The sequence below is a fragment of the Pelagibius sp. genome, from assembly GCF_965227505.1.
Lineage (GTDB): Bacteria > Pseudomonadota > Alphaproteobacteria > Kiloniellales > Kiloniellaceae > Pelagibius.
In genome coordinates this window covers 3,826,370-3,846,591 of sequence record NZ_OZ245757.1, presented here as the reverse complement: position 1 = coordinate 3,846,591, position 20,222 = coordinate 3,826,370, and the positions used below count along the sequence as shown (strand labels likewise).

Sequence of the window (20,222 nt, the reverse complement as noted above, 5' to 3'; positions counted from 1 at the left end):
TAAGCCCATGACGAGGATTGATCTCAAGGGCATGACACCGCCGATCTTCGCGGTCCTCCCTCTGCGCTAGTGCGCCGGCCGGGACCCCGACCCCGGCACTGTCATCCCGAACCGAAACCAAACGACAACCGCCTCTGGCGGCGCTCGGCTGCGCCTTGTTCGTGCGCCGCCGGCTCCACCAGCAGGCGCAGACACGCGAATGATCGATGAACGAGCACGCACTGCTGCTGCGCATCCTGCGCGCGGCCATGACAGAGACTGAACCCGGGACGCCGCGCGCCGCCGGCATCGTGAGCTGGTGCCGCCAGAATGCCGAGACCCTTGGTCTGGGCAGATTTGCGCGCAAGCTCGACGAGGCGGAAGAACGACGCTCGGCCAGCGCAAAGTCCAAGTCCACCAAGACCAAGCGCACCGGAAGCAAGGCACAGACCGATCCCTGGCGTCTGCTCGACAAGGCGCTGAGCGAGGTGGAGTCCGCCGCAGCGCAAGTGCAGGGCGGCAAAACCACGGCGGTTCTGCAGATCGCGGCACGTCTTGGGAAGGTTCTGAACCTTACCGGTGAAGAGACGCGACTTCTGCAGATCGTCGTCGCCATCAACCGGCTGCGCTGCGTCGCGTCCCTGCACTGGCGTCTGCGCAGCCACGGCCTGGACAGCACAACCTTCGCAGCCAAGCTCGCCGGCTTCGAGACCCCCGAGGCATTGCGGCGCAGTGCGGTCGTGGAACTGGCTTTGGTCGAGCTCTCGCTCAACCGTGGCGGCGAGGTCACGCTCGACCTGAGCGATGCGGTCGACCGGGTGATCGACCGCGCGCCGGCGGGCGACGACGACCTGATCGAATGCCTTGTCGGACGCAGCGCCCCGGCCGAACTCGGCATCCTCGATTTCCCCGAAGTCCTGCAGCACGCGGAGCTGCTGCGGCGCCTCCTGAGCGGTGCCGTCGCCGGCAAGGCCAAAGGTGTCAACATACTGCTCTATGGGCCGCCGGGGACCGGCAAGACGGAACTTGCGAAGACCCTGGCCAAGGCCGCCGGTGCGCGGCTCTATGCCGTCGGCGAGACCGACGAATACGGCGACGAGCCGAACCGCTGGGAGCGCGTGACGGCCCTCGCCCTCGCCCAGCGCGTGCTGGCGGGTCGCGGCGACACCCTGCTGCTGTTCGACGAGATGGAAGATCTGATCGGCGATACCCAACGCAGCGACAGCGGGCGTTTCGTCCGGCGCAGCGGGTCGAAGGTCTTTGTCAACCGCCTGTTCGAGAACAATCCGGTCCCGACGCTCTGGACGACCAACGACATCGAGAACATCGACGCGGCTTTTCTGCGCCGCATGTCATACGTCGTGAAGATGGACCGGCCGCGCCTGCAGGCGCGCAAGCGCATTCTCACCCGCGTCCTGGCGGATGAGGCCCTGCTGCTGGAGGAAGACGTGATCGAGCGCCTTGCCGCAACGGCACCGGAAGTCTCCGCTGTGGCCCGCAAAGCGGCACGCTCCGCCCGGCTTGCCTCCGGGGGCAGCGAAGAGGTCGAGCAGACCCTGACGGCACTGGTCGAAGGCCTGCGCTACGGACGCCGGCCTGCGCCCGGCGCGCAGGCGGAGCAGGCGCTCGATCTCTCGCTCTACCACGCAGACCGCAACGTCGCTCGCCTGTTCAGCCAGCTTTCGGCCAAGGGCGCGGCGCGCGACTTCTCGCTGTTGCTCACCGGCCGGCCGGGAACCGGCAAGACGGCCCTCGCCCTTCACCTGGCGCAGAAGCTCGATCAGCCCCTGGTGATCAAGCGCGCGTCCGATCTGCTGTCCAAGTGGATCGGCGATTCCGAAAAGCACATCGCCGACGCCTTCGCCGAAGCGGCGGACGAGGGCAGCATCCTGCTGTTCGACGAGATCGAATCCCTGTTGTTCGACCGCAGCGCCGCGCTGCGCAGCTGGGAGGTGAGCCAGGTGAACGAGCTGCTCACCTGGATGGAGCGCCATCCCCAGCCCTTCATCGCTGCGACGAACCATGCCGACAAACTGGACCCCGCCGCCATGCGCCGATTTGTGTTCAAGGTCACGCTCAAGGCGCTGACGGCGCCCCAGCGGGAAAAGGCTTTCCGGTTGTTTTTCGGCCTGAAGGCCCCGCGCCGTCTGCAACAGATCGACGGGCTCACCCCCGGGGACTTCGCGGTCGTCGCCCGTCAGCTGAAGTTTCGGGCAGACCCCGCGCCGGCTGTAGAGATTGCCGCGCTGCTGGCGGCAGAGGCCGCCGCCAAGACCGGCGGCCGTCCGCCGATCGGCTTTCGCCCCCCTGCGCGCAGCGCCGGCACCGCGGAACCGCGGGAGCGGCGCCTCAAGGACGCGCCCCTGCGGGACTGCTGATCACGGACTTCGCGGTCCGGGGCTGATTTTTGCCCGCCGTCCGTGCGACACTGCCCGGCGCGGCTTGCACCTCTGCGGTGACGCCCCCGTTCGAAACCAGAGATCGCCGGATGGACCTATGGGCCGATGCCCGCCTTTTCTGACCGCCGCTGTCGTGGCCGCGATGTTCGGCGGCGCCTCTGCCGCAGCAGCCGCTGAAAACACGCCGGATGCTGGCGCTGCGATCCTGCAGGCCAGTGCCGCGGCACTCTGCCCGGACATCCTCCTCAATCCCGAAGGCACGGAGATGGCAACGGAAGGGCCGCTTGCGGGATACCGGCTGGGCGCGGTGCGCGACCGCGGCCCCGAGGGCAGATGGGTCCGCCGAGAGGTTCGGCTCGACGGGCCCGTCGGGGCGCCTGACCTAGGTCTGGAGGCGACGCGCGCGGGCGGCCAGTTGCGGCGCATCTCTCTCACCCTTTACGACGGCGATATCGGTCGCCCGCTGATCACGGCCCTGGCGGATAGCACCTGCCGGATCCACCATGCGCGCGCCCTGCGCTACGATGACGACGGCATGGCCCTGGAACTCGTTCATCTCTCGGCTGACCTGGCCAGCGAGGAACAGGTCGAAGCCCTCAACCCGCCGGTCCCGGCGGGCGAAGACCCCGGCGGGGTAACCGTGGCCCATATCGACAGCGGCGTGAACTACCTGCTGCCGGTCCTTGCAGAGCGCCTGGCACGCGATGGCGAAGGTCGGGCGCTGGGCTACGACTTCTGGGACCTGGATGCGCGCCCCTTCGACGGCGATACCGGGCGCTCGGCCTTTTTCCCGATCCGCCACGGCACGCCGGTGGCCAGCCTACTTGTCAAGGAGGCGCCCGCCGTCCGTCTGCTGCCCTTCCGCTATCCGCGCCCGGACATGGGGCGCATGGCCGACCTGATCGACGCAGCCGCCGCGGCGGGCAGCAGCGTCGTCGCCATGCCACTGGGCAGCCGCGAGGCCGAAGACTGGACAGCTTTCGAGGCGGCCGCCCGGCGCCACAGCGACCTGCTGTTCATCGTGTCAGCCGGCAACGACGGACGCGACATCGACGCCGTGCCCCTCTATCCCGCCGCACTCGCCCTGGAGAACATGTTGGTCGTCACCTCGGCCGACGCCTTCGGACGGCTGGCAGCGGGGTCCAACTGGGGTTCGGAGTCCGTCGACCTGATGGTGCCCGCCGAGCAGTTGGAGGTGACCGACTACCGCGGGGCGCGCGGCCGGGCCTCCGGCTCCAGCTACGCGGTGCCGCGCGTGGCCGCCCTGGCGGCCCGCCTGAAGGCCGCCAATCCGCAGTGGCAGGCTGCCGAGCTGAAAGCGGCCATTCTCGGCCGCGCCGTGCCGCCGCTGGAGCGCGGCCGGCCCAAGGTGGCCGGCGGCTGGATCCCCAATCCGGCCGAGGACAACTGAAATCAGTTTCCGAGCTTCGGGGGACGCGGCGGCGGCTGCGCCATGAAGCGCTCCGCCGCCGGGGCCGTCTGCGGGTTGACCCGCTTCAGGCGCGCCAGCGCCTCGGCCGCCAGGGCCGGATCGCCGCCCCAGGTGCCGGCCTGGATCGCAAAACGCAGGACCTGAAGGTCCTCTCCGGCGTGTTCCATCAGCCAATGCAGATGCGGCAACTCGGCTTCGTAGTCGCGCAGCAGATGGTGGGTGACGACCAAGCCGAGGCGGGTGTTGATCGCATTGGGGTCCTCCGCCAGGGCGCGCTCAAAGAGAGGCACCGCCATCGCAGCGGCACCGCCGCGCCCCAGGGTCTGGCCGGCCAGATCCAGAAGCTGGCGGTTGCCGGCCCGGCCGCAGGAGGTCGCGATCGCCTTGGCTTCCTGATCCTGCAACCGGCCTGGTCGCGCCTGACGCTCTTCGATCAGCGTCGTGCAGACGCGCACCGCAGCGCCGAGTTCGGCACTTTCTTCGGCGAAGCCGGCGCCGCTTTTGGACTCCAGTACCGCCAAGGCGGCAGAGGGAACCGCTTCGAAGCGCCCTTCCCCACCGGAGGCGACAATGCCGACCAGCCGCCCCTCGGCATCGACCAGCGCGCCGCCGCTGTTGCCCGGCTGGCTGTAGGCATCGTGATGCAGGCGGGCGAGAGGATGCTCCGCCGCCGGCAGGGCCCGTGCCTGGCCGGGGTCGTACGCGCGGATCCGCTGCCGGCCGACGTCGGCCCCGATGGTGAAGAAGTCGACCCCCGCGCGAGCTTCCGTCGGCTCCAAGGCCGGCCCTTCCGGCAGGCCTTCGACCGTAAGGAACACCAGGTCGGCAGCATAGCCGCTGGGCACGACCGTGGCGGTCAGGGGCGTCCCGTCGGCCAGGAAGAGCGTCGCCTCAGGCTGGTCGGCAACCACGTGGCGGGCGGTGACCAAACGGTCCGGGCCGATGCGCACCGCCGAGCCGACGGGATCGAAGGCGGAAATCGCGAAGACGGCGGCGCGGGCATCGCAGACCGGGTCCGGCTGATCGCAGTCCGCCCCCTGGGCCTGCGCCGCCAGACAGGCTGCTGCAGCACAGGCGAACGCGATGCTGCGCAAAGCCAGAAGCGCTTTGGCCGATCGCAGGCCCATTGAGGGACGGACCCCTACCAGCTGCCGGTGTTCTCCATGGAGGACCAGGGCTCCTGCGGCGCCAGGGAGTCGCCCTTCTGCAGGAGTTCGACCGAAATGCCGTCCGGCGAACGCACGAAGGCCATGTGGCCGTCGCGCGGCGGGCGGTTGATCGTCACGCCGCCGTCGTGCAGCTTCTGGCAGAGGCCATAGATGTCGTCGACGAGATAGGCGAGGTGGCCGAAGTTGCGCCCGCCCTGGTAGTCCTCCGGATCCCAGTTGTAGGTAAGCTCCACCAAGGGGGCCTTTTCCTCCTTGGCGCGGCCCTCGTCTTCCGGCGCGGCCAGGAAGACCAGCGTGAAGCGGCCCTTCTCGCTGTCGTAGCGGCGCACCTCTTTCAGGCCCAGCAGGTTGCAGTAGAAGTTCAGCGATGCGTCCAGGTCTTTCACCCGAACCATGGTGTGCAGGTAGCGCAAAGAGGCCTCCCCTTCAGTCTGTATCGTGTGACGGGCCGCCGTTTGGGCTGCATGCCCGAAGGATTGCTTGGCCTGTAAGATAGGAGGCGGGCCGCGAAACGCAAACCCAAGAGACGGGTGAGCCGGATTCAGGCGAAGGCGGGAATGCCCAGCAGGTCCGCGATGGCCGGCACCTGGTCCAAAGCCCAGCGCATCTCCTGGCGCTGAAAGGCGGTCAGTTCCCCGGGCGCCACACGGTTGGAAAGCGGCAGACCCTGGTCGATGTCGCGCAGTTGCTGGCGCAGAATGAGATCGAGCAGGATGCGGTGCGCTTCGATCAGATTGTCGATGGTGCGGGCCGGGACGAGGTCGAGGCTGCGGGCCGCCTCCAGCCGCTCCGGCGTCGAGCGCTTGGCGATGCCGTGCTGCAGGGCGATCACCCGGGCGGCAGAGAAGATCGGCATGATGCCGCCCTTCTTCAGATCGACGCGGCCGTGGTCCAGCTTCAGCCGGCCGAACCAGCCGACCGGGGCCTCCAGCTGGCCGGATTTCAGCGCCAGCAGCCGCAGGAAAGATCGCGAGCCCTTGGCCGCCTCCAGCGCCTCTTCATGAAGGCGCTCGGCCAGTTCGCTTGCGCCATGGACCGGAACGGCGTCGAAGAAGATGTCGCAGTTCAGCATGTCTTCCGGCTTGGAGCGCGTGATCCAGGTGCCGACGGTGTCGCGCCAGCCGGCGAGATCCATACGCCACTCGGCGTTGGCGGCCATGACACCGCCCTTGCAGTAGCAGACGCCGGCATCGTTCAGGATATCGGCGGTGCGCTGGCCCAGCGCGGCGAACCAGGGGTCGACGTCCCGCCCGTTCCGCTCCGCGGCGGAGGCCGCATCGTCGCCGGCGAACACGATGGCGTTGTCCTGGTCCATGGCCAGAAGACTCTCGCCGCGCCCGCCGGAGCCGAGGACCATCATCGCATAGGGCAGCGGCGCGGGCCCCATCTCCGACGCTTCCAGCTCCGCCTCCGCAAACTCGCAGGCGCGGCGCGTGAGCGCGCGCAGCTCGCGCGAAACGATGGCCGCAACGTCGCGGCTGTCCACATCCTCGTGGACCAGCGCCCGCGCCACCACCGTGAGGTCCGCCCAGATGCGGCCCAGTTCCGCCGCTGTTTCCGCCTGCTCGATGCAGTCGCCCAGCGAGACGGCGTCGCTCGCCCGCTGGCGCAGGAGGTCGCGGGCACTGAGCGCGCCCACCAGCGCGCCCTCCGCATCCGTCACCCCCAGGTGGCGAAAGCCGCCGCCCGACATGCGCGCAAGGGCGCGGTAGACAAACTCCTCCGCCTTTATGGTGACCAGGGGGCGCGCTGCGAACTCCGCCACCGGCCACTGCAGCGCCGCACCGCCCAAAGCGTCGACCGCCCGCAGCACGTCGCGTTCGGTGATGATGCCCCAGCCATCCTCGGCGGTGGCGTCCGCCCGAGGCGGCAGAAACAGGGAACTCACCTTCTTGCCGGCCATGACGCCCAGCGCCTCCTGCAGCGGCGCGTCGCCGGCAATGGTGAGCGGCGGGCTGTTCATCAGATCCGCGACCTTGTGGCGGTAGGGAAAGCTGTCGACGCGGGCGTACTCCGCCACGCTGGGGGCAACCGCCTGGCCCAGTTGATCGAAGCCCTGCCATCCGGCCCGCGCCTCCTCGTCGAGACGCTCGGTGAGCGCCCGGCAGGCGCGCTCCGCCTGGGCGAGGGTCGTAACGCCGGCTTCCGCGAGCTTGGGGACGAGGGCCAGAAAAATCTCGGCTGTGAGAATCGCATCCCCCAGGGCCCGGTGACGGTTGTTGGTCGCCAGTCCAAGCCAGCCCGCCACGGTCTCCAGCGACTGGCTGGGAAGGTTGGCGCCGACCAGATGGAGCAGGTGGCGCACGTCGAGGCTGCGGGGCGTCTGCCAGTCGAGCCCGTTGCGCTCGTGCTCGGCCTTGAGGATCGCGAGATCGAAGCCGATGGAATAGCCGATCACAACCGATGGCCCGGCCCAGTCGACGAAACCAGCCATCGCATCGTCGAAGCTGGCGGCGGAGGCGACGTCGGCATCCGTTATGCCATGAATGGCTGTCGAATCACCGGGGATCGGAATACCAGGATTGACCAGAACGCTGTGGGTATCGCCCTCCGCGATCCGTCCGCCGGACAGGCGCACGCCGCCGATTTCAATGACATGGTCGTGGACGACGTCCAGCCCGGTGGTTTCTGTATCGAGCACGACCGCCGGAACCGCCCGCAGCGGCAGCCCGGAGAGACTGGCCTCGGCCCCCTGGAAACTCATGCACTCGACTCCCTTCCCGCGGTGCGACACTAGACCTCATTGCGGCGTCGCGGGACTTGATCAGAATCAATGGCGCAATTCGGCAACGCTGGTTAGATCGGCGGCCACGGCGGCCCCCTGGATGCGTTTTTCGAAGCGGTCCCGGATATCCCGCCATTTGAACTTGATGGAGTTCTCGACGATTTCCTTGTCGTGCTTCTTCAATGCAGGGGCAATCGGGGCCCAATCGAACAGCGCAGCGGGGCTGGCGGTGAACAGCGCCGGGCCGCGCGGACCGTCGTGCCAATCGTGGAAGGCGAGGCGCCGTTCAAAGGCCGCCACGGCCTCCGGCAAAGAGAAGGCGGAGGTGCTGAGCGCGGCTGCTTCGTTATCGGCCAAACCCTTGCGAAAGCAGTGCAGTGCCAGTTCGCGCCGCAGAACATCGTCGACAGTCTCGTCCTGCAGCGCATGGGAAACCGCAAAGAGGGTCAGATCGGACAGGCAAGCGGCAAAGACATGCATTTTGGCGATATCGATCGACGACGCGAAGACATCGTCTTCGAACATGCTCGGATAGCGTGTGCCCATGCGGGCCTTCAGGTAGCCGTAGAGGGTTTTCTGGGCAATGAAGGCCGCGCGCGTCGCCACGAAGCTGCAGAGCGCATCGGTCGAATCGATGGGCCCCGAATCGCGCCGCACGGTCAGACGCGCCAGGAACTCGGGCAGAAACGCCCAGGCTTTACGCAAAGGTTGCATCACCCGCTCGCCCGCGGATTCACGTAGACCTGCAGCGAAACGCTAATCGATTCGATTGTTGTACAGCATGAAAACGTCATAATCGCTACTACTAAGGTTTTCAATCCAGTACAATCATGGTCTACTCGCGAACCTTCGCCAACCATGTTGAAGTACTGGGGCATTTTCGAAAAAAACATCTGGGGGAATGACAATGTCTGAAGCCACAAGAGACCCCGGCGCTGGGGGGACATCAGCGCCCGGGATTGGCAAGGAAGCAAAGGAGCGTCATTGGGCTAGAACCCGCAACCTGACGATCGGCGTTTTGGTTGTCTGGGCGATCTTTGCCTTCATCCTTCCTTGGAACGCCAAGGCCCTGAATGAAATCTCCTTCCTGGGCTTTCCGCTGGGCTACTACCTGATCGTCCAGGGTTCGCTGCTCGTCTTCGTCGTTCTGATTTTCTTCCAGAACTGGCGGCAGGACGCCATCGACGACGAAGCCGGCGTCGGCGACGAATAGGGGGCGGCCAACATGATCAAAGGGAGCTTCATCGAAAACCTCGGCCGTGTGTACGCGATGTACACCGGCGGGTTCCTCGTCTTCATCATTCTGATGGCGATCTTGGAGCAGATGGGTGTCGGTGCCGACACCATCGGCATCCTCTTCGTCGCCTTCACCGTGGCAATCTATGCCTTGATCGGCTGGCTGTCGCGGACCATGCAGGTCGAGGCCTACTACGTTGCCGGACGCGAAGTGCCGGCGGTCTACAACGGCATGGCAACGGCGGCGGACTGGATGTCCGGCGCCTCCTTCGTGGCGCTGGCCGGCGGCATCTACTTCGGCGGCTACGGCTATCTGGGCTTCATCGTCGGCTGGACAGGCGGCTACGTGCTGGTCAACTCGCTGATGGCGCCCTACCTGCGCAAGTTCGGCTGCTACACGGTGCCGGATTTCATCGGAACGCGTTACGGCGGCAACGTCGCGCGCTTCTGCGCCGTTGTGATCCTGGTCGTCACATCCTTCACCTACGTGACGGCGCAGATCAACGCCTCGGGAACCATCGCGGCGCGCGCGCTGCACATTCCCTTCGAGTTCGGCGTCTGGATCGGCCTGGTCGGCATCCTGCTGTGCTCCATGCTCGGCGGCATGCGGGCGGTGACCTGGACCCAGGTGGCTCAGTACATCGTCCTCATCATCGCCTACCTGGTGCCGGTCATCTGGATGTCGAACAAGCAGGACTTCGGCCTCATTCCCCATTTCTCCTACGGCGATGCGGTGGCCCGCATCCAGGAGCTGGAGCCCCTGGTCGGGCTGGGAACGGCGGCAACGGAAAGCGCGCCATACGGCGGCGTGAGAATCCTCTCGACACCGCACAACGACCCGCAGGGCGGCATGGACTCCTGGAAGTTCGTCACCCTGGCGCTTTGCATGATGGCGGGCACCGCCTCGCTGCCGCACATCCTGATGCGCTACTTCACCACACCGTCGGTGCGGGACGCGCGCAGGTCTGTCGCCTATTCGCTGTTCTTCATCTTCCTGCTGTACTTCACGGCGCCGGCCCTGGCCACGCTGACCAAGCTGCAGCTGCTGGACCCGACCCTGCCGACGGCGGTCATCGGACAGTCCTTCGAAGCGGTGAAGAACCTCGCCTGGGTGCAGAACTGGGAAAGCGTGGAGATGCTGTTCCTGACGGACAGCAACGGCGACGGCATCGTCCAGCTCAACGAGTTCTTCATGCGGCCGGATATCGTCGTCCTGGCGACCCCGGAAATCGCCGGCCTGCCGTATGTGATCTCGGGCCTGGTGGCTGCCGGCGGTCTGGCCGCAGCCATGTCGACGGCCGACGGGCTGCTGCTGGCCATCGCCAACGCGCTGAGCCACGATCTTTACTACAAGATCATCGACCCGAAGGCGGACACCAAGCATCGGCTCATCGTCGCCCGCGTGCTGCTCATCGTGATCGGCGCGGCCGCCGCGTTGATCGCCAGCCTGCAGCTCACGGGTATTCTCGGTGCGGTGGCCTGGGCCTTCTGCTTCGCCTGCTCCGGCCTGTTCTTCCCGCTGGTGCTGGGGGTCTGGTGGAAACGGGCCAACACCCAGGGGGCGATTGCAGGCATGGTCTGCGGCTTCGTCGCCGGCTCCGCCTATCTGTACTACGTGTACAACGGCGGCACGCCCTGGATGGGCATCGACCACCTGCGCTTCGGCATCATCGGCATGCCGGTCAGCCTGGTGGCGATGGTCGTGGTCAGCCTGATGACCCCGGCGCCAAGCCAGGAAGTGCAGGACATGGTGGACGAGGTTCGTATTCCTTCGGGCGAAACGATCCTCGGTGCCAAGCACTGATCTGAAACAAGCAAAAGCGTGTAGACTGGGGTGGCGGAGTTTCTCCGCCACCCTTTTTATTCAGGACCCGCAAACAGGTGACGATAACCGACCCGCTTGCCGTCTTTCCCATCTGGGTCATCGTGTTCGACTATCTGATGGGCGTGATCATGTGGACGCTCATCGGCCGCGTCGCCATGAACCTCTTCCTGCCGGAAGACTCGAACTTCTTTTTCATGAAGGTCTTCGTGAAGGGGACCAATCCCATCATCCGAGTCTTCCGGCCGATCACGCCGGGCTTTCTGCTGGAACCCCTGGTGCCGCTCTACGTCGCCTGGTTCTTCTTCATGATCCGCTTCTACCTGATGCCCTGGCTGCTGGGATACTCGGTCATGGGGATGCTGTCCTTCCCGCTGGAAGGCGAAATCGCCCGCGCGCTCTACAACATCGTCAACTGACGCCCTATCCTCACACAGCGAGGGCCGGCGCGTCTGCGCCGGCCCTGCACTGCCTCCACCCCGAGTTATGGTGGCTTCTTAGAGCCCGCTGCGCTTGGGCAGGCCGGCGTAGAGGTGAACGTGGGACACCGTCGCAAAGTCGCCCGGCAGCGCGCCGTAGGTCTGCCCGTCGCTGTGCCAGGCGATGGCCAGCCCGGCCGCCAGATGCTCGCCGGTCAGCTGCAGGCAGGGCTTGAAAGCGGCTTCGAAGCGGGCCTTGCCCGACTTGTCTGCGGTGAAGACCGACTGGGCGCCGTCGCGCGTGCCGATCGGGAGATCGTGGGTACCGATGAAAGGCTCGGTCGGCGGCGATGCCATGAAGAAATGCCACATGGTGTAGACGCCGTCCGGCACAAGGCCGGTGAAGTCGGCAGTCAGGCTGCCCTCGCCGTTCGCGCAGCTGTAGCTTGCCTCACCCTTGGCGCTCAGCCAGTCGCCGAGGGTGATGCCCAGGGCACGGCCCTTGGGCCAGGGACCATTGGCGGTCTCGTCGAAGGGCTGATGCTCCAGCGGTTCCGCGGCGGCATAGAGCGGAAGGCTCAGGTCCCGGTCGCCGGCGGTCGGGCGATAGAGCCTGCCGGAGCCGGGCTCGCGTTCGATCAGCACATCCTGCTCGGCCAGATTGTCCTCGACATGGAGCTTGAAATTGAACTCCAGCGCGACCGGGGCGTCGTAGGCAACCTGGGTGCTCGGCTCTCCGCTGCTGTCGGCAACCGCTGCGGAGGCCGCCAGCACCACAAGGGCCGAGGTGGTCATAAGAAGAGATTTTACGGACATAGATCACGTCTCCTGAAAAGGGTCCAAAGAATGCGGCGGGATACGAGCGGCAACAGTTTTGCGTTCAGTCCTCTCAATGCTCAGTCGGGGACCGAAAGGCCGCTGGGCACGCGCCTGGGCACAAGCGCGGCCTGGTCGCGGCTGCGCGGGTCGGTGAGTGCCCCAAGGAAAGCCAGTAAGTCGTCAACCTCTGCGTCGCTCAGCCTGCGCGGCGGCAGTTCGTTGGCCTCCGCCAGTTCCCTGCGCAGCGCAGCGGTCTCCTGAACCCAACTGTCGCGGCGCAGGTAGTCGGCCAGGCGCGCCGGATTGACCGCGTCGTGGCTGAGGCGCGATCCCGTGGCCCGGGGCTCGATCACTCTTTGCAGGGCGGGAAGGCCGCCCTGCGCGGCGTCATAGCGTTCAAGGGAGCCCACCGGGTCGAGGTGGTGGCGCACCACCGCCTCCAGGCTGGCGTAGCTGCCGGCATGACCCCAGGGGCCGGTCAGCTCCACGTTGCGCAGGGAGGGTGTGCGGAAGCGGTAACGATCCTCCGGGCGAAAGGTCACGCGGTAGCGGCCGAAGTCTTCCACCCGTTCGGCATAGCCGGTCGCCCGCCAGTAGGAGCGGTCCCAGCCGTCGCTCTTGCCCGGACCGATCTGCGGCATGGCAATGGCATGGAAGCGGTGGTCGGTCTGGAACTTGCCGCTGTGGCAGGCGACGCAACCGGCAGCGCCGTAAAACAACGCCATGCCGCGCCGCGCAGCCGGTGACAGCACCTCAGGATCGCGGCTGCGCAGATAGCGGTCGAAGGGGCTGTCGTCGGGCCGGAAGGCCGCGGCCTGGAAAGCGGCAATCGCATTGGCCGCCTGCACGATCGTGATATCGTCGGCGTGATCCACCTCCGGGAAGGCCTCGACGAAAAGCCCGACGTATTCGGGGATCTTCTGCAACCGCCGGGCCAGAATCGCCCAGGCGCCGTCCTGGCCGCCGAGGCGGTTCAGCGCCACCGCATCGGCCACCGCGTTCTCGCCCTTGTGTCCCGCCATCTCGATGTCCGACAGCACGGGAAAGAGGGCCTGGGCCGCCAGGGCACTATCGAGCCCTTCGGGCAATTGCTCGCGCGCCGGGGTCCAGAAGCCACCGGGCCAGGTGCGCGCGGGGTCGACCTCCACCCGGCCGTCGTGGGTGAGAGCGGTAAACTCCCGCGCGCCCAGGAAATGCAAAGCGGGGGCATTGCGCGGTACACGGCCGAGCAGCGGCGTCTCGGGGTCTTCGCGGCGCTTCGTTCCCAGGCCCCGCGCACCCTCTCCGAGCGAAAGCGATACGCCGTCGGCCGAGGCCAGGGTCGGATGGTGGCAGGTCGCGCAGGCGATGTTGCGGTTGCCGCTCAGCACCTTGTCGAAGAACAGGAAGCGGCCCAGACGCACCTTTGCGGCATCGGGCCGGCCATCGTCATGAAAGTCGCTGTCGGCGACCGGTGCCAGCCCGGCCAGCGGATCGGCCGCGGCAACGGGCGGGAGTGCAGCCGGCAGCGCCGCAGCCAGCAGAGCCGCCGCAGAAAGCGTCAGGGATTTCCATGTCTTCACGGTTTTCAGCCTTCGATCCTCTGCTCCATCCCATCCCTGAGGGTGGCGTGACCCGGGTTCACGGGCGTCTGGTGAATCGGCAACGCGCGTCACCGCGACGCGGTTGCCCCCAGACCCCGCAGCACCCGGACATGGAGCGAAGCGGCGGCTGTGAGGTATCGGCGATCATCGGCGCGCTGGAAATCGGGCAGCTGTCCCGGCTACCCCAGATTTTCCCCTGCGCTTCTGGGACAGCTGTCCCGGCTCGAAAGGAAAGAAGGCCCGTTCAATCACGGCCGAGGCCCAGAACCGCGGCCTGAACCTGCGGCTCAGATCTCCGGCAGGTCGGATTCCAGCGGCATGTCGGCGCCGCGCCGTGTACAGGTGACCGCGGCCGCCGCTCCGGCGAAGTCGACCAGGCGCCTGCAGTCCGCGAGCGACAGGGCTGCAAGCCCGGCTTTGCCCGCCTTGCCCAAACGCTCAAGGCCGCAGAGCAGCGCCGCCTGGTAGGTATCGCCCGCGCCGACGGTGTCGACGACCTCCACCGGCCGGCCCGGTACCTCGAAAGCCTCGCTGCGCAGGGAGACCAGCGCCCCCTGCGCGCCGCGTGTCACCACCACCAGCTGGACGCCGTTGGCGTGCCAGCGGGCGATGACCCCTTCCGGGGTTTCCTCGGGAAACAGGACACTCAGGTCTTCGATGCTGACCTTCACCAGTCCGGCAATCTGCGTAAAAGCCTCGGTTCGCTGGCGCCACAGTGCGGCATCGGGTTCCACGTTCAGCCGGATGTTGGGATCGAAGGAGACCAGCTTCTCCCCGCCGTAGCGCCGCGCCAGCTCCAGAAAGGACGAACCGCTGGGTTCGACCGCAAGAGAAAACGAGCCGAAATGGATTGCCTGCACGCTCCCCGGCAGGTCAGGCAGATCGGCGGGTGTGACCGCGCGATCGGCGGCCCCGTGGCCGTAGAAACTGTAGTGCGGCTCGCCGGCGCCACCGAGCGCAACCAGGGCAAGCGTGGTGGGATTGTCCTTGCGTGTGACGTAGCGGGTGTCGACGCCCTCGCTTTCGAGGTGCCGTTCCAGGCGCCGCCCCAGGGGGTCGCTGGAAAGCCCGGCACAGAAGGCAACACCGCAGCCCAGCCGCGCCAGCCCGATCGCCACGTTAAAGGGCGAGCCGCCGATGCGGGCATCCATGGTGAAACCCCGGGGCGTTTCCTCCAGGGTGAAGACGTCGTAGAGCGCCTCTCCGCATACAACAAACATCAACCGGCGTTCCGTAATGTTGAAGGCCAAGGAAGAGGGGTGCGAAGCGGCGGGTCCCCAGCGCCCGACTTCGCACCCCACAAGGTTGGCGGCCGTGCCTGACGCGGCCGCCCCCAGGGAGATCGATCCGGTCAGCTCATCACCGCACCCTCCGGCAGGGCGATTTCGCCGGGCGGCTCCATGGCGCCGGTCATGATCGCCACGGCATCGGACATCGAGAAGTCCTGCGGCCGGATCACGGCATGACGGCGGCTGAGCCGGTGAATATGGATGCGGTCGGCAACCTCGAAGACATGGGGCATGTTGTGGGAGATCAGCACGATGGGCATGCCCCGTGCCCTTACGTCCTGGATCAGCTCGAGAACGCGGCGGCTTTCCTTGACGCCGAGGGCCGCCGTCGGTTCGTCCATGATCACGAACTTGGTCGCAAAGGCGGCGGCCCTGGCCACGGCCACGCCCTGGCGCTGGCCGCCGGAGAGCGTCTCCACCGTCTGGGTGATGGACTGCACCGTCATCAGGCCAAGCTCCGTCAGCTTCTCGCGCGCAAAGTCGCGCATCCGCTTCTTGTCGAGCATCCTGAACAGCGAGCCGGCGATGCCGTCCTTGTAGAGCTCACGCCCCAGGAACATGTTGTCGGCGATCGACAGCGCCGGCGAGAGCGCCAGGTTCTGATAGACGGTCTCGATACCGGCATCGCGCGCGTCCATCGGCGACGCGAATTTGACCGGCTCGCCGTCCAGGCGGATCTCTCCCTCGTCGACCTGAACGGCGCCGCAGAGCGCCTTCACCATGGTCGACTTGCCGGCGCCGTTGTCGCCGATGATGGCCAGGACCTCACCGGGAAAGAGCTCGAAGTCGGCCCGGTCCATGGCGGTGACGCGGCCATAGCGTTTGGTCAGGCCGCGGCCGGTCATAACGGGTTTCACGCTCATGCGCTGACCCTCCTGATCCACTGGTCCATGGCAACGGCGACGATGATCAGCAGGCCCACGGCGAAGGTCTGCCAGAGCACGTCGACACCGCCGAGCTTGAGGCCGGAGCGGAAGACGCCGACGATGAGCGCGCCGAAGAGCGTACCGAAGATGGCCCCCCTGCCGCCGAAGAGCGAGGTGCCGCCGATCACCACGGCGGTGATGGCATCCAGGTTCGCCTCGTAGAACGACTGCGGCGAGGCGGAGCCGACGCGCCCGATGGCGGCCCAGCCGCCGATGGCGCAGAGCAGGCCGGCAACGCCGTAGACCGACAGCAGGACCCGGTCGGTGCGGATGCCGGACAGCTCGGCCGCTTCCTTGTCGTCGCCGACGGCATAGACGGCACGCCCCCAGGCGGTCCATGTGAGGGCATACCAGAGGACGGCGAAGATCCCGATCATCAGGAACGAACCGAGCGTGAACTGCGCCCCCAGCACTTCCACCCGCAGGCCGAAGACTTTCAGCAGGGGCGCGGTGGCGTCGATATCCTGGCTGCGGATGGTCTCCGATTCCGAATACCAGAGGTTCAGGGCGAAGAAGATCGACCACGCCCCGAGGGTGACGATAAAGGGCGGCAGGCGCACCTCCACCGCCGGGCCGAGGCTGAACCAGCCGACAGCGAGCGCCGCGACCATGCCGATGGGCACGACATAGATCAGCGGGACGCCGAAGCTGTACAGCAGGAGCCAGCTGAGCACCGCCACGGCCACCGGCAGCAGGCGGGTCCGCGTCACGAGGCTGCCGTTGAACAGACCGCAGGCAAGACCGACCGCGAGGCCGATGACGACGGCAAGCAGTGAGGGGACATCGCCCTGTACCGCCAGGCGTGCCATCACCATGTAGCTCAGCACCATGACCGCAGCGACGCTGAGATCGATGCCGGCGGTGAGGATCACCAGGGTCTGGGCGGCGCCCAGAATGCCGATGATCGTCACCTGCTGGATGATCAGCGAAAGGTTGAAGGCGGAGAAGAAGTTGTTTGCGACGATCCCGAAAACGATGCAGCTCACCATCAGAACCACAACCGGCGCGGCGGTGGGGTTGGCATGCAGGAAGTAGTGGAAGCGCGCGAGTGCGGAGGTGTCGCGCGCGGCAAAGGACGCGACCTCCGTCGCGCTCTTGTCGAGGGCCTTCTCGAAATCCTGCGGCCCGCGCGGCGCTGCCTGGTCATCGGCCATGGCGGTTTCCTCCCGGATCTTGAGCCCCGATCATCGGCTCCGGATCATAAGGTCAGGGGCTCAGCCTTTGGGCTGTGGTTTCCGGTTTCTGGGAAGCGCCCGGCCCGCCGCCCCCTGCGCCGCAGGGCGCAGGGGAAAGACTAGGACGGGCGAAGCCCCGGCGCATTCATCCCGAGCGCTCTCAATCCCGGTATTCTCGACCCCGGTATTTTCAACCCCAGCACTTTGCCAGCGCTTCCTCCGAAGAGATCGAGGGGATGCCGTCGACCGGCTCGTCGGTCACCAGCTCGACACCGGTATCGAAGAAGCTCAGGCCTTCCGTGTTCTCCGGCTTCGTCCCGCTCTTTGCGAACTCCACAACCGCTTCGACCCCGAGCGAGGCCATGCGCAGCGGGAACTGCATGGAGGTGGCGCCGATGATGCCTTCCTTGACGTTCTGCACACCGGGGCAGCCGCCGTCGACCGAGACGATCAGCACCTTGCCGGCCATGCCGAAGGACTTGAGCCCCTCGTAGGCACCCGCGGCGGCGGGTTCGTTGATCGTGTGGATGACGTTGATGCCAGGGTCTTTCTGCATCAGGTTCTCGATGGCCGTGCGCCCGCCTTCCTCGGACCCCAGGGTGGAGTCGCCGCCGACCAGGCGGGGATCGTCCTCGTCGTACATCTTGTTGATGTTTTTCGTATCGACGCCGAAGCCTTTGAGGAAGCCCTGGTTGCGCAGCACGTCCACCGTGATCTGCGCCTCGGAGAGATCCAGGGTGGCGATCTTGGCCTGGGCCGTGTCGCCCATCTTGGCGGCGGCCCACTGGCCGATCAGTTCCCCGGCGCGGAAGTTGTCGGTCGCGAAGGTCGCGTCGGCGACCTCCGGCGGATCGAAGGGCGTATCGAGGGCGATCACAAGCACCCCGGCCTCACGCGCCCGGCGTACCGTGTCGGCCAGCCCCGCGGGGTCGGAAGGGGTGATCAGAATGCCCTTGGCGCCGGCGGCGACAAGACTCTCGATGGCCTCGATCTGGGCCGCGTTGTCGCCGTCGTACTTGCCGGCGAAGGTGCGCAGCTCGGCCCCCAGTTCCCCCGCCTTGGCCTGCGCGCCCTCGCGCATCTTCACGAAGAAGGGATTCGTGTTGGTCTTGGTGATGAGACCGACGATGACATCCTCGGCCTGGACCGGTGCGGCAAGACCGGCCAGGGCCATCACGCCAGCGGCCGTGATCGTTCCGATGACACCATACTTCATGGCGGACTTCATGATAGAGCTCCTCCCTAGAGGCGATTGGACTTCGTTGTCTCGGAGCTTCTTGTCGGGCCGGCCGAAACGGCGCAGCTTGCTCCGTATTCTCCGATTTAACCCCTGCATTTCCTGGCTGTCAATAAATAAATCACATTGAGTTTTTTATTGTCCGCTGGGCCGCTCCGATGCTGCGCGCGACGGCCCGGAGACAGTGAGGAAGCCTTTGGGTTGCAAAGCGCGCAAATAATAAATCAATAAGAATTATTTGCCCCGCAGCGGGGAAATCCCCATTCTGTGTGGGCAGTCTGCCGCCCCCTGAAGGGCGACGCCCAGAGGTGCGATGCCCCAAAGCGCCCTGTCCGCGCAGCGCGATGGGCCGAAACGCGAGAAACCGGCGGACTGCCCGGCGGCGACCAAGACGCGAAGGCGATCATGACCCAGGGTGACTTTCAGATTCGCGGCGGCGACCAGGTCGGGCTCAGGGCCTACAACAAGCGGATGATCCTGGACCTGATCCGCCAGGCGGGAGCCCTGCCGAAAGCCGAGATCGCCCGTCACACCGGCCTCAGCGCCCAGGCCGTCTCGGTGATCGTCAATGCCCTTCTGAAAGAAGGGCTGGTCCGCAAGGAGAAGAAGGTGCGCGGCAAGGTGGGCCAGCCCCACACCCCCATCGCCCTGAACGCCCAGGGCGTGCTCTCGCTGGGCGTGAAGATCGGCCGCCGCAGCCTGGAACTGATGTTGGTGGATTTCCACGGCCAGGCGGTGGAGTACCGACAGTTTCCCTACCCCGCCCCGCGCCAGGTGGAAGTCGCCGCCCTGCTGCGGCGGGAGCTGACCGGCCTGCTGGACGGCCTGGAGGAGAGGCTGCGCGGCCGGATCGTCGGTGTCGGCGTCGCCATGCCCGGCCAGCTCTCCGCCTGGACCGACGTCATGGGGCTCGACCCCAGCGAACTGGCGGACTGGGACAAGGTCGACGTCGCCGCAGCCGTCGCCGAGCTCACCGGCCTGCCGGTGGAGGTCCACAACGACGCCACGGCCGCCTGTGCGGCGGAGATGACCCTGGGCGGTGCGCTCACCTTTTCCTCCGCGCTCTACATCTATGTCGGCACCTTCGTCGGCGGCGGCGTGGTCATCGAGGGGCGCCTTTTCGAAGGCACGCGGCGCAACGCCGGGGCCATCGGCTCCATCCCCGTCGCCGCCCGGGACGGCCATCTCGAACAGTTGATCCGCCAGGGCTCCCTGTTTCGCCTGACGGACGAACTCCGCAAGGCAGGCATAACCGGCGACGCCATGATCGCCGATCTGGTGCGCGACCCGCGCGCCGCCGAGGCCTTCACCCGCTGGCGGCGCAGCGCGGCCCCGCCCATCGCCCAGGCCATCGCAGCGGCCATCAGCATCATCGACTTCGAAGGAGTCGTCATCGATGCTATGCTCCATAGCGAGGAGGTCGAGGCCTTCGTCGCAGACGTCCGCGCGGCGCTGACGGAAATCGACCTCACCGGCACCAGCCCGCTGGAGATCCGCCGCGGCAACGTGGGTCCGCGGGCACGGGTCTGCGGCGCCGCCATCCTGCCGCTGATCCGTCAGTTCTCGCCGGACCAGAACCTGCTGGTGAAGAAAACCGCCGCCTGAGCGGAGGCCTGAGGCATTGGCCCCAACAGACTGGGGCCCCAACAGACTGGGGCCCAACAGACTGGGGGCTCCAACAGACTGATCCGGTGGCGCCGCCCCAAGGGGCTGGCCTGGAAAGCATCCAAACGCCCCGAAACACTTTGAACGGCCCATAACAGTCTTATATGATTTTCAGTGGGACCGAAGCATGCTCAGTAAACCATTCATGACCACGCAGGAAATTGCGGAGCTCCTCAGGGTGCGGGAAGCGACTGTGCGGTCTTGGATCCACCAAAACGAACTTCGCGCAATACGGCTGGGCCGCGAATTCCGGGTGGCAGTCAAGGATCTGGAGGCCTTTGTGAATGAACACGCCACGCGCGCGCCGAGCTGTGGCAAGGAAACGAAGGACGGCTGAAACAGACCTG

General features: G+C 66.6%; 17 protein-coding genes. 7 read left to right on the top strand and 10 right to left on the bottom strand.

Features of this window, described 5'->3' with window-relative positions; all coding sequences use genetic code 11:
- Window positions 1–206 precede the first annotated feature (206 nt).
- Complete coding sequence (locus ACO06P_RS18055; RefSeq protein WP_420346611.1) at window positions 207–2,357, top strand: AAA family ATPase; 2,151 nt, start codon at window positions 207–209, stop codon at window positions 2,355–2,357.
- Between the two features lie 118 nt (window positions 2,358–2,475).
- Entirely contained in the window at window positions 2,476–3,789 is a 1,314-nt protein-coding gene (locus ACO06P_RS18050) for a S8 family serine peptidase (RefSeq protein ID WP_420346610.1), read from the top strand.
- Between the two features lie 2 nt (window positions 3,790–3,791).
- On the opposite strand, the gene ACO06P_RS18045 is transcribed toward ACO06P_RS18050, so the two are convergent.
- The 4 genes from ACO06P_RS18045 to ACO06P_RS18030 all read right to left on the bottom strand — a co-directional run bounded on the left by ACO06P_RS18045 (window position 3,792) and on the right by ACO06P_RS18030 (window position 8,418).
- Window positions 3,792–4,937: a S1 family peptidase gene (locus ACO06P_RS18045; protein ID WP_420346609.1), complete on the bottom strand. Its 1,146-nt coding sequence runs from the start codon at window positions 4,935–4,937 to the stop codon at window positions 3,792–3,794.
- Between the two features lie 14 nt (window positions 4,938–4,951).
- Window positions 4,952–5,392 carry a VOC family protein gene (locus tag ACO06P_RS18040; RefSeq protein ID WP_420346608.1) on the bottom strand — a complete coding sequence of 147 codons (441 nt, stop codon included), beginning with the start codon at window positions 5,390–5,392 and terminating at the stop codon, window positions 4,952–4,954.
- A 128-nt stretch (window positions 5,393–5,520) separates the two neighbouring features.
- Complete coding sequence (locus tag ACO06P_RS18035) at window positions 5,521–7,683, bottom strand: DUF294 nucleotidyltransferase-like domain-containing protein (protein WP_420346607.1); 2,163 nt, start codon at window positions 7,681–7,683, stop codon at window positions 5,521–5,523.
- A gap of 66 nt (window positions 7,684–7,749) precedes the next feature.
- Window positions 7,750–8,418, bottom strand: a complete 669-nt coding sequence (locus ACO06P_RS18030) for a hypothetical protein (protein WP_420346606.1) — start codon at window positions 8,416–8,418, stop codon at window positions 7,750–7,752.
- A gap of 193 nt (window positions 8,419–8,611) precedes the next feature.
- Between ACO06P_RS18030 and ACO06P_RS18025 the strand changes: the two genes are divergently transcribed.
- The 3 genes from ACO06P_RS18025 to ACO06P_RS18015 all read left to right on the top strand — a co-directional run bounded on the left by ACO06P_RS18025 (window position 8,612) and on the right by ACO06P_RS18015 (window position 11,181).
- A complete protein-coding gene (locus ACO06P_RS18025; protein WP_420346605.1) occupies window positions 8,612–8,917 on the top strand; it encodes a DUF4212 domain-containing protein in 306 nt (101 codons plus the stop codon).
- A 12-nt stretch (window positions 8,918–8,929) separates the two neighbouring features.
- Window positions 8,930–10,744: a sodium:solute symporter family protein gene (locus tag ACO06P_RS18020; RefSeq protein ID WP_420346604.1), complete on the top strand. Its 1,815-nt coding sequence runs from the start codon at window positions 8,930–8,932 to the stop codon at window positions 10,742–10,744.
- 77 nt (window positions 10,745–10,821) lie between these two features.
- Window positions 10,822–11,181 (top strand): hypothetical protein, encoded by a 360-nt coding sequence (locus ACO06P_RS18015; protein ID WP_420346603.1) that lies wholly within the window; start codon window positions 10,822–10,824, stop codon window positions 11,179–11,181.
- A gap of 78 nt (window positions 11,182–11,259) precedes the next feature.
- Here ACO06P_RS18015 and ACO06P_RS18010 read toward each other — a convergent pair whose 3' ends face one another.
- The 6 genes from ACO06P_RS18010 to ACO06P_RS17985 form a co-directional block, all read right to left on the bottom strand.
- On the bottom strand, window positions 11,260–11,997 hold the full coding sequence (locus ACO06P_RS18010; RefSeq protein WP_420346602.1) for a hypothetical protein: 738 nt from the start codon (window positions 11,995–11,997) through the stop codon (window positions 11,260–11,262).
- Between the two features lie 80 nt (window positions 11,998–12,077).
- Window positions 12,078–13,562: a cytochrome-c peroxidase gene (locus tag ACO06P_RS18005; RefSeq protein WP_420346601.1), complete on the bottom strand. Its 1,485-nt coding sequence runs from the start codon at window positions 13,560–13,562 to the stop codon at window positions 12,078–12,080.
- 308 nt (window positions 13,563–13,870) lie between these two features.
- Window positions 13,871–14,803, bottom strand: a complete 933-nt coding sequence (locus ACO06P_RS18000; protein ID WP_420346600.1) for a carbohydrate kinase family protein — start codon at window positions 14,801–14,803, stop codon at window positions 13,871–13,873.
- Window positions 14,804–14,934: 131 nt separating this feature from the next.
- Window positions 14,935–15,735 (bottom strand): ATP-binding cassette domain-containing protein, encoded by an 801-nt coding sequence (locus ACO06P_RS17995; RefSeq protein ID WP_420346599.1) that lies wholly within the window; start codon window positions 15,733–15,735, stop codon window positions 14,935–14,937.
- The gene (locus ACO06P_RS17990) at window positions 15,732–16,952 is read right to left on the bottom strand and encodes an ABC transporter permease (RefSeq protein WP_420346598.1); all 1,221 of its coding nucleotides are present in this window, start codon (window positions 16,950–16,952) and stop codon (window positions 15,732–15,734) included. Before ACO06P_RS17990 ends, ACO06P_RS17995 begins: the two co-directional genes overlap by 4 nt.
- Before the next feature lie 211 nt (window positions 16,953–17,163).
- Entirely contained in the window at window positions 17,164–18,201 is a 1,038-nt protein-coding gene (locus tag ACO06P_RS17985; RefSeq protein WP_420346597.1) for a sugar ABC transporter substrate-binding protein, read from the bottom strand.
- A 414-nt stretch (window positions 18,202–18,615) separates the two neighbouring features.
- Between ACO06P_RS17985 and ACO06P_RS17980 the strand changes: the two genes are divergently transcribed.
- Together ACO06P_RS17980 and ACO06P_RS17975 are read left to right on the top strand one after the other, a co-directional pair.
- On the top strand, window positions 18,616–19,815 hold the full coding sequence (locus tag ACO06P_RS17980; protein ID WP_420346596.1) for an ROK family transcriptional regulator: 1,200 nt from the start codon (window positions 18,616–18,618) through the stop codon (window positions 19,813–19,815).
- A 205-nt stretch (window positions 19,816–20,020) separates the two neighbouring features.
- Window positions 20,021–20,212, top strand: coding sequence for a helix-turn-helix domain-containing protein (locus tag ACO06P_RS17975; protein WP_420346595.1), 192 nt, complete (start codon window positions 20,021–20,023; stop codon window positions 20,210–20,212).
- Window positions 20,213–20,222 lie beyond the last annotated feature (10 nt).

Bases quoted from the DNA above. Each gene is read 5' to 3' on its own strand.
- ACO06P_RS18000 (WP_420346600.1), bottom strand. From the start codon at position 14,803: ATGTTTGTTGTATGCGGAGAGGCGCTCTACGACGTCTTCACCCTGGAG.
- ACO06P_RS18045 (WP_420346609.1), bottom strand. From the start codon at position 4,937: ATGGGCCTGCGATCGGCCAAAGCGCTTCTGGCTTTGCGCAGCATCGCG.
- ACO06P_RS17995 (WP_420346599.1), bottom strand. From the start codon at position 15,735: ATGAGCGTGAAACCCGTTATGACCGGCCGCGGCCTGACCAAACGCTAT.
- ACO06P_RS18030 (WP_420346606.1), bottom strand. From the start codon at position 8,418: ATGCAACCTTTGCGTAAAGCCTGGGCGTTTCTGCCCGAGTTCCTGGCG.
- ACO06P_RS18050 (WP_420346610.1), top strand. From the start codon at position 2,476: ATGGGCCGATGCCCGCCTTTTCTGACCGCCGCTGTCGTGGCCGCGATG.
- ACO06P_RS17990 (WP_420346598.1), bottom strand. From the start codon at position 16,952: ATGGCCGATGACCAGGCAGCGCCGCGCGGGCCGCAGGATTTCGAGAAG.
- ACO06P_RS18010 (WP_420346602.1), bottom strand. From the start codon at position 11,997: ATGTCCGTAAAATCTCTTCTTATGACCACCTCGGCCCTTGTGGTGCTG.
- ACO06P_RS17985 (WP_420346597.1), bottom strand. From the start codon at position 18,201: ATGAAGTCCGCCATGAAGTATGGTGTCATCGGAACGATCACGGCCGCT.
- ACO06P_RS18020 (WP_420346604.1), top strand. From the start codon at position 8,930: ATGATCAAAGGGAGCTTCATCGAAAACCTCGGCCGTGTGTACGCGATG.
- ACO06P_RS18035 (WP_420346607.1), bottom strand. From the start codon at position 7,683: ATGAGTTTCCAGGGGGCCGAGGCCAGTCTCTCCGGGCTGCCGCTGCGG.
- ACO06P_RS17975 (WP_420346595.1), top strand. From the start codon at position 20,021: ATGACCACGCAGGAAATTGCGGAGCTCCTCAGGGTGCGGGAAGCGACT.
- ACO06P_RS17980 (WP_420346596.1), top strand. From the start codon at position 18,616: ATGACCCAGGGTGACTTTCAGATTCGCGGCGGCGACCAGGTCGGGCTC.
- ACO06P_RS18055 (WP_420346611.1), top strand. From the start codon at position 207: ATGAACGAGCACGCACTGCTGCTGCGCATCCTGCGCGCGGCCATGACA.
- ACO06P_RS18025 (WP_420346605.1), top strand. From the start codon at position 8,612: ATGTCTGAAGCCACAAGAGACCCCGGCGCTGGGGGGACATCAGCGCCC.